At 36.2% G+C, this 13,558-nt stretch carries 11 protein-coding genes; 7 read left to right on the top strand and 4 right to left on the bottom strand.

All coding sequences use genetic code 11. The annotated features are described in order from the left end of the window. Positions 1-93 precede the first annotated feature (93 nt). Positions 94-1,377 (top strand): cystathionine gamma-synthase family protein, encoded by a 1,284-nt coding sequence (locus F1325_RS09405; protein WP_160230357.1) that lies wholly within the window; start codon positions 94-96, stop codon positions 1,375-1,377. A gap of 65 nt (positions 1,378-1,442) precedes the next feature. Here the strand turns inward: F1325_RS09405 and F1325_RS09400 are convergent, their stop codons facing one another. Next, a complete protein-coding gene (locus tag F1325_RS09400; RefSeq protein ID WP_109372334.1) occupies positions 1,443-2,000 on the bottom strand; it encodes a GNAT family N-acetyltransferase in 558 nt (185 codons plus the stop codon). Positions 2,001-2,221: 221 nt separating this feature from the next. Here F1325_RS09400 and F1325_RS09395 point away from each other — a divergent pair, with 221 nt between their 5' ends. From F1325_RS09395 to nifJ, 3 genes are all read left to right on the top strand, one after another. After that, the gene (locus tag F1325_RS09395) at positions 2,222-3,067 is read left to right on the top strand and encodes a helix-turn-helix domain-containing protein (protein ID WP_109372335.1); all 846 of its coding nucleotides are present in this window, start codon (positions 2,222-2,224) and stop codon (positions 3,065-3,067) included. 131 nt (positions 3,068-3,198) lie between these two features. Continuing rightward, positions 3,199-3,735 carry a metallophosphoesterase gene (locus F1325_RS09390; protein WP_109372336.1) on the top strand — a complete coding sequence of 179 codons (537 nt, stop codon included), beginning with the start codon at positions 3,199-3,201 and terminating at the stop codon, positions 3,733-3,735. 188 nt (positions 3,736-3,923) lie between these two features. Beyond that, on the top strand, positions 3,924-7,478 hold the full coding sequence (gene nifJ, locus F1325_RS09385; protein ID WP_160230356.1) for a pyruvate:ferredoxin (flavodoxin) oxidoreductase: 3,555 nt from the start codon (positions 3,924-3,926) through the stop codon (positions 7,476-7,478). 76 nt (positions 7,479-7,554) lie between these two features. Here the strand turns inward: nifJ and ydeE are convergent, their stop codons facing one another. Next, a complete protein-coding gene (gene ydeE / locus F1325_RS09380; RefSeq protein ID WP_160230355.1) occupies positions 7,555-8,742 on the bottom strand; it encodes an efflux MFS transporter YdeE in 1,188 nt (395 codons plus the stop codon). 305 nt (positions 8,743-9,047) lie between these two features. Between ydeE and accA the strand changes: the two genes are divergently transcribed. After that, positions 9,048-10,010, top strand: a complete 963-nt coding sequence (accA, locus tag F1325_RS09375) for an acetyl-CoA carboxylase carboxyl transferase subunit alpha (protein ID WP_100158242.1) — start codon at positions 9,048-9,050, stop codon at positions 10,008-10,010. 78 nt (positions 10,011-10,088) lie between these two features. Next, on the top strand, positions 10,089-10,976 hold the full coding sequence (locus F1325_RS09370) for a LysR family transcriptional regulator (RefSeq protein ID WP_160230872.1): 888 nt from the start codon (positions 10,089-10,091) through the stop codon (positions 10,974-10,976). 3 nt (positions 10,977-10,979) lie between these two features. Here F1325_RS09370 and F1325_RS09365 read toward each other — a convergent pair whose 3' ends face one another. After that, positions 10,980-12,482 (bottom strand): MFS transporter, encoded by a 1,503-nt coding sequence (locus F1325_RS09365; RefSeq protein WP_109374053.1) that lies wholly within the window; start codon positions 12,480-12,482, stop codon positions 10,980-10,982. A 152-nt stretch (positions 12,483-12,634) separates the two neighbouring features. Between F1325_RS09365 and F1325_RS09360 the strand changes: the two genes are divergently transcribed. Next, complete coding sequence (locus tag F1325_RS09360; protein ID WP_109374052.1) at positions 12,635-13,231, top strand: TetR/AcrR family transcriptional regulator; 597 nt, start codon at positions 12,635-12,637, stop codon at positions 13,229-13,231. 46 nt (positions 13,232-13,277) lie between these two features. Here F1325_RS09360 and F1325_RS09355 read toward each other — a convergent pair whose 3' ends face one another. Continuing rightward, positions 13,278-13,505, bottom strand: a complete 228-nt coding sequence (locus F1325_RS09355; RefSeq protein WP_109374051.1) for a hypothetical protein — start codon at positions 13,503-13,505, stop codon at positions 13,278-13,280. Positions 13,506-13,558 lie beyond the last annotated feature (53 nt).

The following is a 13,558-nucleotide window of genomic DNA, read 5'->3' as shown; positions in this document are numbered from 1 at the left end:
AACTACTGGTTTTTATTCTATATAAAACATTCTAACAACATGAATTTTTTTCAGTATGATAAAGATCCTTCATTAAACATAAGAAATAAAAAAATGACTGACTCTCAACTGAAAAAACAATATATCGGCGAGCATAAACTATCACCAGAAACACTAATGATGAGTTATGGCTATGATCCATTACTCTCTGAAGGCTCAGTTAAACCACCTGTATTTTTAACATCCACCTTTATTTTTAAAAGTGCTGAAGAGGGTAAAGCTTTTTTTGATACCGTAAGTGGTAGAAAACCTTTACCAGAAGGTGAAAAAGCCGGTTTAGTTTATTCTCGCTTTAATCAACCTAATAGTGAAATTGTTGAAGACAGACTGGCGGTTTATGAAAATACGCAATCCTGTGTATTATTTTCATCAGGAATGTCCGCAATTACCACAACATTAATGGCATTAACGCAGCCCGGTGATGTTATTTTACATTCACAGCCACTTTATGGCGGAACTGAAACGTTAATTGCCAAAACACTTGCTAAATTTGGGATCCAAGCCACACCATTTACTGATGGGCTAAACCGTTCACTTATTCAAGAACAAGCAGATAAAGCCTGTCAAAAAGGGCGTGTGTCCGTTATTTTTGCAGAAACTCCTGCAAACCCAACTAATTCATTAGTCGATATTGAAGCATTAAAAAACGTTGCTGACCAATTAGAAAAAGCGCAAGGCTATCGTCCTATTATTGTCTGTGATAACACATTACTTGGCCCTGTATATCAACATCCAATAGAACAAGGTGCTGATATCTCAGTCTATTCTTTAACTAAATATGTTGGTGGGCATTCAGATCTAGTCGCTGGTGCCGCAATGGGCTCTCGTGAACTTATTAATCAAATCAGATTATTAAGAGGAGCAATAGGGACACAACTGGATCCGCATTCTTGCTGGATGCTAGGCCGTTCTTTAGAAACGTTACAAATTAGAATGGAAAAAGCCAATCAGAATGCATTATTAGTTGCAGAGTTTCTGCGTGATCATGAAAAAGTAAAAACAATTCATTATTTACCTTTTGCTGATAAAAATTCTATTGAAGCCCAGGTTTTTGCTAAACAATGTACAGGTGCGGGATCAACTTTCTCATTTGATATTGTAGGTGGAGAAAGTGAAGCTTTCCGTTTTCTTAATGCAATGAAAATTTTTAAACTTGCAGTAAGTCTGGGGGGAACGGAATCTCTAGCATGTCATCCTGGTTCAACAACGCATTCGGGTGTGCCAATAACATTACGACATAGCATTGGCATTCAAGACACCACTATTCGTTTATCTATTGGGATAGAAAATCCACAAGATTTAATTGCTGATTTATCCCAAGCATTAGCAAATGCTTAATTAAATTGCCCTGTCAATATTAAAAAACACCAGATAATGTGAATTTCACACTCTGGTGTTTTGTTTTAATAGACCTGTTTTTGGATTTCAATCCACTCATCTTTAGTTAAGCGGCAAATATTTTCAATTTTCACTTCATCTAAAAATTCTGCGTACTGTTCTTCAATGACGTGATGAAATTTAAATCCACATTTTTCTTGTGCTTTTTGTGATTTCTCATTATCAGCGAAATAGCCACACCATAAATTATCTAATTCTAGTGTTTCAAAGCTATACCGACTGATTTCTTTTACGGCTTCTGGTATTAAACCTTTGCCCCAAAATGGAACACCAATCCAATAAGAAACTTCAGCATCATTATCCCCAATCGGGAAATTACTCTCATTTGCGAAAGATAATCCAACTAAGCCGATGACAAGATCATCATCAATTAACGTAACGGCATAAACATCATCACGCATAAATATAGTGCGAATAATTTCGGCACTTTCTTCAACACTTCTATGCACTGGCCAACCTGCAATTGGGCCAACGCGTTCATCTTTTGCATATTGATACAAACTTGACGCATCAGAAAGTTTCCATGGTCGTAATATAAGTCTCTCTGTTTTTAATATTTTCATTTCAATAACTTCTCTTAGTTTTTAAATATTCTGCAAATTATCTTACGTCTTTAAGATGTATGTATTCTAAAGAAAACAACTAAAAAACCGAATGTCATAAAAGAGGTAAAATCGGTACTTTTGACAACTAAATGAGAGGGGATACTTGTTATTACATTCAATATCGTCAAATATAAAAACATAAAGTGGGTTAAGTCAGGAGCAAAAGAGGTAATGGATTTATGCTGAACCAAGTATTGTCACAACTTAATACTTCACCGCAATATGCCATTATGGGTGAAAGTAATATGATGAATGAAATAGGTTATCCTTTACCATTATCCTATATCGTAGTCATGATTTGCTTAGAAGGGAGGGCGGTAATCAATATTAGTTTTCAAAAACAGGTGATCAAAGCGAATGATATTCTTATCTTAGGCGATGATATGATGGCAGTTTTGAGTCAAAAATCAGCGAATTTTCGCTTATTCTATTGTTTTCTCGATAAATCTTTTGCTTCAGAAATTGCTTATTCTCTTTCTAATACTTTATTTGCTTTTCTCCATGACAACCCTATTTGCCACCCACATAAAGAACAATATGAAGCCTTAAATAGATGGATTCAACAACTAATACATATAGATAACAGTTATTCTGAACACAGAAAATTAATGTTAAAAAACCACTTACAAAATCTATTTTTTGCTATTACTGAATCAATACCCGCTCATTTCTCTATCGCCAAAAAAGAATTTACTCGTAAAGAAAAGCTCTGTTGGCAGTTTTGGGAATTGATTGGCAAGCATTGTTTAGCACATAGAGAGGTGGCTTTTTATGCAAATCAGCTTAACATTACACCGTTCTATTTATCTCAAATAACAAAGCAATTCTTTAATGATGCGCCTAAGACTTTGATTAATCGTCAAGTTATCCTTGAAATAAAGGCGTTATTAATGCACACTTCGCTGTCGGTAAATGAATTATCAGTGAAGCTCCATTTTGATGATCCCTCTTATTTATGCCGATACTTTAAAAGAGAAACGGGTAATTCTTTATCTGGTTACCGAAAACAACACCAACGACAATAAAACTAATGATATTGTATTTATTGTTCTATTTTAACTAAAGGAGGCAATTATGTTGAAAAAATATCACTATACAGACCGAGGGAAACTATTTTCTTTAGGTTAAGATTTTTATTACTTATTAAGAATTTACTATGATTTATTTTACTTCTGATACACATTTTTGCCATTCAAATATCCTCAATCTTTGTGATCGTCCATTCAATAGTGTTAGCCATATGAATGATACTTTAATTCATAATTGGAACGCTTACGTCTCCGATAATGATGAAATCTACATTTTAGGTGATTTTCTTTATCGAGGAACAGGGCGAGATGCCAATCAAATCTTGCGCCGATTAAAAGGTAAAAAGTACCTTATCCGTGGAAATCATGACAAGTTTCTAGGCGATCCAGAATTTGATGCATCTGCATTTGAATGGGTAAAAGATTACTTTGAATTGGATTATAAAAAACGAAAAATTGTGATGTTTCATTATCCTATATTGGAATGGGCTGGTTTTTTTCGTGATTCAATTCACTTATATGGTCATGTACACAATTCACAAAAAGATCCAATTCAACGTAAACGTTTAGATATTTTAGGAAAAAATGCAATTAATGTTGGTGTTGATGTCAACGATTTTTTCCCTATTAGCATTGAAACCATACTAAAAAGAACATCGAAATAATCTTATAAAGATATAACTATTATTTAATTCATTGTTAAATAACAATTTTATTTATTTGTCAATGTTGACTAAAATCATCTAATTGGCAAATAAATCGCTCTTGAGCCACAAATACGATAATTCCTTGTAATTAATTTCTGCTAATTTCAAAAGCATAAGAAAAAAGATCAACAACAAAGGTAATTATTGTGAGTCATAAACTGCACCCTTATATCACAACAGATGCTAACCAAGCTGTTGCTTCTATCGCTTATCGCTTAAATGAAGTTATTGCTATTTATCCCATAACACCTAGCTCGACGATGGCAGAATATGCTGATCGTTGGGCAGTTGCTCACCAGCCCAATCTTTGGGGGGATATACCTCGATTAATGGAAATGCAATCCGAAGGCGGTGCGATAGCAACGGTTCATGGTGCATTACAAACAGGTGCGTTAGCCACCACATTTACCTCATCGCAGGGATTATTATTAATGATCCCATCACTTTATAAAATAGCAGGGGAATTAACGCCTTTTGTATTACATGTCGCTGCACGTACTGTCGCAACACATGCGTTGTCTATTTTTGGTGATCATTCGGATGTAATGGCAATACGACAAACGGGCTGTGCGCTACTTTGTGCCAATAGTGTGCAAGAAGCGCAAGACTTTGCGGTGATAGCGCAGATAGCAACGCTCAATAGCCGTATTCCATTTGTTCATTTTTTTGATGGATTTAGAACATCACATGAAATGAATAAAATAATGTCTATTTCTGATGATGAACTCAAACAGCTTATTCCATACTCTGCGATTGAAGCTCATCGCCAACGTGCATTATCGCCAGAATCGCCTGTGATAAGAGGAACTTCCGCCAATCCTGATACTTATTTTCAAGCTAGAGAAGCCTCGAATCCTTGGTATAACAGTGGTTATCAACATGTTGAAGAGGCAATGAATTTATTTGCCAAAGTGACTGGGCGTATTTATCAGCCATTTGAATACTATGGACATCCTCAAGCTACACGAATTATTGTTCTAATGGGTTCAGCCGCAGGTCCTTGTAAAGAAGTTATTGATATGCTCAATACGCAAGGCGAGAAACTCGGCTTACTTTGCGTACACCTTTATCGCCCATTTTCGGCGCGTCATTTTCTTGATGCTATTCCAAATTCAGTTGAGTCTATTGCTGTTCTTGATAGAACTAAAGAGCCAGGCGCACAGGCTGAACCTCTCTATCTTGATGTTATTACGGCATTTGCCGAAGCCTATCATCAAGGTGAACGTGAAATATTGCCTCTGACTATTTCTGGTCGTTATGGATTATCTTCAAAAGAATTCGATCCAGATTGTGTTATGGCTGTGTTTAAAGAATTACAGCAATCTAAACCTAAACGTCGGTTCACTGTTGGTATCTATGATGATGTAACACATTTATCAATTATGCCTATGGATGCCAAATTACCTGAACATCATAAAATTAGCGCACTCTTTTATGGATTAGGTAGTGATGGTTCTGTTTCTGCGACTAAGAATAATATTAATATTATTGGTAACAACACACCGTTATATGCCCAAGGCTATTTTGTTTATGACTCAAAAAAAGCAGGTGGATTAACTGTTTCTCATTTAAGGATCAGTCAAACGCCGATTAACTCAACTTACCTCATTAAACAGGCTGATTTTATTGGTTGTCACCAATGGCAGTTTATTGATAAATACCAAATTGTTGAGAAATTAAAAGTAGGGGGCACACTTCTATTAAATACCCCTTATTCAGCGACAACCGTTTGGGCTAAATTACCTCAAGAAGTTCAAGCGCTACTTATTGAAAAAGAAGCGCGCATCTATGTTATTAATGCTTATAAGATTGCGCGTGGGTGCCAATTAGGCGCACGAATTAATACCATAATGCAAACAGCATTTTTCCACTTAACATCACTTTTCCCTGCCGAAAAGATAAATGATTATCTGCATCAGACAATTATTAAAAGTTATCAAAATAAAGGCGAAGCATTGGTTAATGCGAACTTAATGGCGATTTCACAAACATTGTCTGCGTTAGAGCGCATTCCTGTGGGAGCTGTATTAACCGAAAGCCCTTATAAATCCCCGATTGTTGCTGATAATGCACCTGATTTTGTCAAAACAGTCACAGCCATGATGATAGCAGGGCTTGGTGATAGTTTACCTGTTTCGGCATTTCCACCTGATGGCACATGGCCAACTGGCACAACACAATGGGAAAAACGTAATATTGCTGAATTTATTCCTGTCTGGAAACCGTCATTATGTACACAGTGCAATTATTGCGTTGCCGCTTGTCCTCATGCTGCCATTCGCGCAAAAGTGACCAAGCCTAGCCTGTTAGAAAATGCGCCAACAACCCTTGAAAAACTGCCTGTAAAATCTCGTGAAATGAAAGGGTTAGACTATATTCTACAAGTTGCACCTGAAGATTGTACTGGCTGTAACTTATGCTATGAAGTTTGCCCAGCCAAAGACAGACAAGATCCAAACATCAGGGCGATCAATATGATTGAAAAGCTTGGTGTATTAGAACAAGAAAAACAAAACTTCAATTTCTTCAATCAATTACCTGATTTACATCCTTCTGAATTAGAAAAAATAGATATCAGAACATCACAATTAATTACGCCACTATTTGAATATTCAGGTGCATGTTCTGGCTGTGGTGAAACCGCCTATATTAAATTATTAACTCAGCTTTATGGCGATGAATTATTAATTGCAAATGCCACAGGGTGTTCATCTATTTACGGTGGTAATCTCCCAACCACACCCTATACCACAAACAGAGAAGGTAGAGGTCCCGCTTGGGCTAACTCTTTGTTTGAAGATAATGCCGAATTTGGTCTAGGTTTTCGTCTCACCTTAGATCAGCATAAAAAACGTGTTGAGCGCTTATTAAATCGATTTGCGACAGAAATACCCGCTTCGCTTTATCAAACGTTGACTGATACGAATAATTCTAATCAGGATAAACGCAATGGAATTAATGAGCTATCCACCTTATTAGGTCACAGTAGTGATCCACTAGCCAAAGAGTTACTCCATGATGCGCACTATTTAATGCAAAAGTCTGTATGGATGGTTGGCGGTGACGGTTGGGCTTATGATATTGGTTTTGGCGGGCTTGATCATGTATTGAGTAGCGGTGAAAACGTTAATGTACTGGTGTTAGATACACAATGTTATTCCAATACTGGTGGACAACAATCTAAAGCAACTCCAATGGGCGCTATTACTAAATTTGGTGAGGATGGAAAAAACAAAGCTCGCAAAGATTTGGGTATCACCATGATGATGTATGGCAACATTTATGTTGCTCAAATCGCTATTGGTGCTCAAATGAACCAAACTATTAAAGCCATTCAAGAAGCGGAGGCCTATCAAGGACCTTCACTGATTATTGCTTATAGTCCTTGTGAAGAGCATGGTTATGACTTGGCCTTTAGCTATGAACAAATGAAGCAACTGACTGCATCAGGCTTCTGGCCTCTCTATCGATTTGATCCTCGCCGTGAACAAGAGGACAAAAATCCGTTAATGTTAGATTCAAGAGCTCCTAACCAAGTCGCTTCTGCGGTGTTAAATAAAGAGCAACGTTTTAGTCGACTATTTAAAATCTATCCTGATAAAGCAATGGCATTAGCGAATCAAGCACAACGTAATATTGAGAAGAAATATGCTTTACTTAATCTATTGGCAGAAAAAAGCATAAAGTCAGCGACTGAATAAACTATAAATCCTGCTCGGCTAAAAATCATAACCACTCGCAAGATGGGTGGTTATGATTTTATTAATACCCAATATATTAAACAGATATCATTTTATTTCGGCTGGCATTCATACCTTGGATCATACAAAACCAAGCCAATGCAGAAACCACCATTAAAATAGCGAATAAAGAGGCGGGTGGAAATTCAGTTAAAATAAAACCACTGGCAAGTGGATTAAGCGCCGCACCTAACCAACCGAGTGACTGAGCAGAGAAATAACTTGCTTTCATTCCTAACGGTGCAATGTTATCAATCATCATATACTCGCCTGGTGCATAAATTAATTCACCAAAGGTAAACACAGCGATAGCTAGTGCCCAAAAGATTAAATTGTCACCGGCAAACATAAAGCCAAGTAAGCCTGTCATAAAAAATAACGTACCTAATGTCATTAATTTACGTAGCCTTTCTGCGGTAACATGTTTACCCACAATATATTGCAAAGAGACTACAATGGCAGCGTTTACAGGTAATACCACGGCGATAACGGACTCTGCTAATTTTGCATCGTAAACCACTAAAATATATTGCGAAATACATGAGGCAAAAGAGCCAAACGTTAATGTACCGAAAAAAGTTGAGAGCACAAACCAACTTAATGCTCTATCTTTTAGCATTATTTTCGGATCCCATTTCACATTATTTTCTTCATCTGTATTTACCGCTTTTGAGCGTTGAACAAAAACTTGGATCATAAATAGTGGAAATGTTGCCGAAATAGCCGCAAGCCAGAAAGGTAATTGTGTTCCATACATTAATAATAAGGTGCCAATAGGGGGTCCCACCGTCCATCCCATATTGATAAAGGTATAGTTTAGAGAGAATATTTTAGGTTTTGCTGAAACCGATAAGGTTTCGGCAAAATACGCTTTTAATACGGTTGAAAACACTAAATAAGAGCAGTTAATCACAGAGAAAAAGATAACGACTAAAATAGTGCTATGAACAAGAGGGATTGCAGCAAATCCAAAAATAAACGTTAGAATTGCAAGGATCATATAACGTTTTTTCTCAAATTTATCAGCAAGCATGCCAAAACCAAGGCTGAAGAAAATCCCCGTTGTTAATGCAATAGACATGGCAATACCAATATCATCGACGGGTAATTGATACTCCCGCGACAAATAGATAGCCATAAACGGTAATGTTGCACCTCTTCCTATTGTAAGAAGAAGTGATGAAAATAGCAGTGCAGCTGTTGAGCGTGTTTTTTTTGAAAACATATTATCTTTATTCTAATTATTTGTATTTTATGGAGTGTTTTATAATTCGTACGATTTTTTACGGGTGAAAAAAAGAACAAATTCGCACTGTATATTAATACATAACTTAGTAATTACTGTATAGCTTAAAGTCAGAAAAAAAGCTCTTTTTGATCTTATCTTTTTTCTTGCTGATCTTGTTGTAATGTTCAATTATCCCATTTTTGATAATAGTGTTTATCAAATTCCAATCTATTAACACATTGTTATTTTTTCTAAACTGAGCCAATCATTGTTTTATTTACTGCATTAAATCTGAGGTCGTTATGTCTTTTATTCATCTTGAATTTGAAAAACCTATTGTTGAATTAGACGAAAAAATTGATGCATTGCTCACCTTTAAGCAATCTCAAGATGAACCAACAGGTATTAATTTAGATGAAGAAATCGCACGTTTAAGGCAAAAAAGCCTTTCGCTGACAAAATCTATTTTTACTGATTTAGGTGCTTGGGAAATTGTGCAACTCGCTCGTCACCCAATGCGTCCATATACCCTTGACTATATTAAAGCGGTTTTTACTGATTTTCAGGAGTTGGCGGGTGATAGAGCTTATGCCGATGATAAAGCGATTGTTGCGGGTTTAGCGCGTTTAGACAAAATGCCAGTCATGGTGATTGGGCAGCAAAAAGGGCGTGATACAAAAGAGAAAATTCTTCGCAATTTTGGTATGCCATCACCAGAAGGTTATAGAAAAGCATTACGTTTAATGAAAATGGCGGAGCGCTTTCATCTACCCGTAATTATTTTTATTGATTCTGCGGGAGCGTACCCTGGTGTTGGTGCTGAAGAGCGCGGACAAGCTGAAGCTATCGCACGTAATATTCTTGAAATGTCACGATTAAAAACACCTATTATTTGCACTATTACTGGTGAAGGATTTTCTGGAGGTGCGCTAGCTATTGGTGTTGGTGATAAAGTTAATATGCTGCAATACAGTACTTATGCGGCAATTTCACCAGAAGGCTGTGCATCTATTCTGTGGAAAAGTTCTGATAAAGCGCCAATTGCGGCAGAAACCATGGGAATGACAGCACCTAAATTACAATCATTAGGTATTATCGACGCTATTATTCCAGAGCCATTAGGTGGAGCTCATCGAGATCATCAACAAGCTGCCGAATTTCTTAAACAACAGTTATTAACTGACTTAGCCTTATTAAAAAGCTATTCAACCGAAGAACTTTTAGATAAACGCTATCAAAAACTCATGTCTCATGGTTACTGTTAATTATTAACGAGTGAAAAGAAAATGAATGATACACTGCCTATATTGAGTAATAGAAATACAGTAGGCAGTGAATTATTTATGCAAATCGATCTTAATTTATTACGTATTTTTTCTGCCGTAGCAGAGCAAGGGCAATTTGCAGCAGCAGCTCGGCTATTATCTATGCCTACCTCAAATATCAGTCGTGCAATTAAACAGCTTGAACAGCAACTCAATTGTAAACTTATTGATAGAACAACTCGAAAAATGCGCCTTACTGAACAAGGCAAAATACTCTATCAGCAAGGAATAAAAACCTTAACTGAATTAGATAATGTTGTAAGCAATATCACTAGTGATGGACCATTAACGGGTACTTTCCGTTTAACTATTCCGAGTGAATATGGCAGTGAGCTACTTGGTGATATTTTGGCTGATTTTGCTGCACTTCATCCTAATTTACTTATTCAATGTGATACCCAACTAATGCCAAGAAATATCATCGATGATGATATTGATTTACTGTTAACTTTTCATCGTGGAAATTTAGCGGATAGTAGCTATCACTCACGCTTAATTAAATCATGGCGCAGTATTGTTGTGGCATCTAATGAATTATTAGAAAAAACAGGAATACCCACACATATTGAACAATTAAGCAAAATGCCTTGTATTTCTAGCTTAAGCGCACTAGAAGGGCAACCTTGGATATTTATGGATGAAGATAAAAAGCCAATCAGAGTAACCATTAATAGTAATTATCGAGTAAACAGTGCCATATTAGCAAAATCAGCAGTATTAAAAGGATTGGGATTTGCTATTTTAGCTGAGCATTGCTGCCTTGATATGATTAAAGAAGGGAAGTTACGAGCTATCGAGTTTCCTCAACAACCCGCAACGATTAACTTAGTGGCAATATATGCAACTCGTAGCACACTCTCACGTAATATAGAGTCTTTTCTAGAATTTTTATCTCAGCGTTTATAAACATTAATCTGTGGTTTGTTGAGTAAGTGCCTTATGTTTTGCTTTAACAGGAAAGAGCACAATAAATAAAGTCACAAAACATGAGATCCCCGCAGTCGCAATTGCATAAGCAAACCCCGAATTAAATGCCTCTGGTAACAAAGTGATAAACCCTTTGTCTAAACCATTTGTCGTATTTTCAGTCACCAAACTAACAATATCGATATAATTTACAGATATTCCCAATACTTGGCTTTGGATCACCATATAATGAATTGCTTGTTGCACCATCAATGTACCTAATAAAGCAATTCCCATTGTCATACCTGTTTGTCTTAATGCATTCATGGTTGCAGACGCCATACCAGAGCGAGATGGTGACACACTTTTCATCACTAAAGCACCTATTGCGGGTGTTGCTAATCCCATTCCAGCACCTAATACAAACAGATAGCTTCCTGTTATTCCATAGTGGCTATTTGTTGCTAATGTCGCTAATAAACAAGAAGAAATAGCGATTAATAAGAAACCACAGATCATAAGTTTTCTAACAGAGAAATAAGAAGATAACCGTCCAAAAGACATAGAAAATAGTGCCATTGCAATAAATTCTGGTGCCATTCTCCAACCCGCTTCTAATGCACTCCAACCTTGTGCTTTTTGCAAAAAGAATGCGATAAAAAATACATTACTGTATGTAGCAAAACCCAAGGTAAAAGAAGAAAGGTTATATTGAAAGAACGTGCGATCTTTAAATAAAGCCAGTGGTAATAAAGGACGCTCCACACGTTTTTCTATCATTAAGAAAAGGGCAAGAAATATAATCCCCACAATCAGTGTTGATACTGTTCTATAATGTGACCAGCCCACAGAGCCAGCTTCAATCAAACCATAAGTCAGTGATCCTAATCCCAACATACTGGTTAATTGACCAAAGGGATCTAAAGCAACATTATCAGGATCAGCACTTTCACTTAATCCATACCAACCTAATAAAACGGTAATAATGCCAATAGGAATATTAATAAGAAATATGCTCGCCCAACCACTAGCATGAACTAAAACACCCCCTAAAATAGGACCAATAATTAACGATAATGCACTGACTGAAGACCAAATACCGATAATGCGAACCCGTTCAATATCAATAGGAAAAGCATGAGTAATTAAAGACAATGCACCCGGAATAAGTGCAGCCGCGGCAATGCCTTGAATAATACGTCCAAGAATTAATATTTCATGTTGCGGTGCAATCGCACAAATTACTGAACCTAACGTGAAAATAATCACGCCCCATAGCCATACCTTTTTTCGCCCAAAGCGATCGCTCAAAGGACCTGATGACAAAATACAGGCTGACAAACAAAGCGCATAAGCATCAACAATCCACTGCAAGGTTGCCATATCAGCATGTATATCATTTTGAATAGTTGGCAGAGCTACATTCACGATACTAATATCGAGAGTTGCCATAAAAGTACCTAAACAAATGGCACAGATAAGTGACAGTCGTTTTAAATAAGTCATAAGCTTTATTGCCTTAATGATGAATAATAATGGCATAATAATACTCGACCGACCGTCGGTCAATTTATATTGATAATGAGTTTCATTTGTCATCATTGTGACTCGCTTTAATATAGAGTACTCTTTACAAGCGACTTTGAGGGAGATAAGCAATGTCATTAGAAGAACAAATAACTGATAAACCAAGAACAAAACCCGCAGAGGTTCGTTTAGAAGAGTTAATGAATGCGGCAGAAGCGTTATTTCTTGATAAAGGTTTTGATGCCACAACCGTTAGCGATATTGTAAAAAAAGCAGGGGTAGCAAAAGGAACGTATTATCACTATTTTTCTGCCAAAACAGACGTTCTTGATGCGCTCAGAACACGTTATATGGATTGGTATTTAAATAAAATAGATAACGCCATGGATGCCTGCTCACAACAAGATCATCGTGAGAAATTAAAACAGTGGTGTGAAATCAGCGTTATTGCTTATGTTGAGAAACAAAAATTACACGACATGCTTTTTCATCAAGTATTTCATCAAAGCAGCAATATTCATGAAAATAGAGCATTACAGCAAATTCAAACGCTGTTAATTTCAGGTACAGAAAATAAAACTTGGCATGTTACACAACCGGAATTAACCAGTACATTGATTTATCATGGTATGCATGCTGCTGTTGATAATTTAGGTCATAGCGAAGAATATACCGCAAAAACATTAGGTAATATGCTATATCAGCAATTTACTCAATTACTAAAATAAAATCATAGAATAGGGATTATTTTCAATATCCCTATTCTAAACAACTTTAATTATTTGTTTTAACTAATAGTTTAAATATATTATTATTACAATGTGAATTACTTTGATGAGGAGGAACTTTCCCCTCATGTGCATTTAGTGCTATTTCATAACCGCATGTTTTACATCTATAAATACCTGAATATTCAACAAATGATGATGTTTTGAACTCAACATCAAAATCTGATGAATTCGATGCTTGTTGCAAATTTCCAGTATAATAATACTGTGCCATATTAAATTTCCTTATATTAAAAACGAATCTTGAGTATATATTTAAATATTTAT

The sequence above is a fragment of the Proteus columbae genome (genome assembly GCF_009914335.1).
Classification (GTDB): domain Bacteria; phylum Pseudomonadota; class Gammaproteobacteria; order Enterobacterales; family Enterobacteriaceae; genus Proteus.
Note: the sequence above shows the minus strand (reverse complement) of the source record. Positions and strands in the feature narration are given on the sequence as shown.

Coding starts and splice junctions, on each gene's coding strand:
- F1325_RS09400 (WP_109372334.1), bottom strand. CDS start 2,000: ATGAAAATATTAAAAACAGAGAGACTTATATTACGACCATGGAAACTT.
- F1325_RS09355 (WP_109374051.1), bottom strand. CDS start 13,505: ATGGCACAGTATTATTATACTGGAAATTTGCAACAAGCATCGAATTCA.
- F1325_RS09395 (WP_109372335.1), top strand. CDS start 2,222: ATGCTGAACCAAGTATTGTCACAACTTAATACTTCACCGCAATATGCC.
- ydeE (WP_160230355.1), bottom strand. CDS start 8,742: ATGTTTTCAAAAAAAACACGCTCAACAGCTGCACTGCTATTTTCATCA.
- F1325_RS09405 (WP_160230357.1), top strand. CDS start 94: ATGACTGACTCTCAACTGAAAAAACAATATATCGGCGAGCATAAACTA.
- F1325_RS09390 (WP_109372336.1), top strand. CDS start 3,199: ATGATTTATTTTACTTCTGATACACATTTTTGCCATTCAAATATCCTC.
- accA (WP_100158242.1), top strand. CDS start 9,048: ATGTCTTTTATTCATCTTGAATTTGAAAAACCTATTGTTGAATTAGAC.
- F1325_RS09370 (WP_160230872.1), top strand. CDS start 10,089: ATGCAAATCGATCTTAATTTATTACGTATTTTTTCTGCCGTAGCAGAG.
- F1325_RS09365 (WP_109374053.1), bottom strand. CDS start 12,482: ATGACTTATTTAAAACGACTGTCACTTATCTGTGCCATTTGTTTAGGT.
- F1325_RS09360 (WP_109374052.1), top strand. CDS start 12,635: ATGTCATTAGAAGAACAAATAACTGATAAACCAAGAACAAAACCCGCA.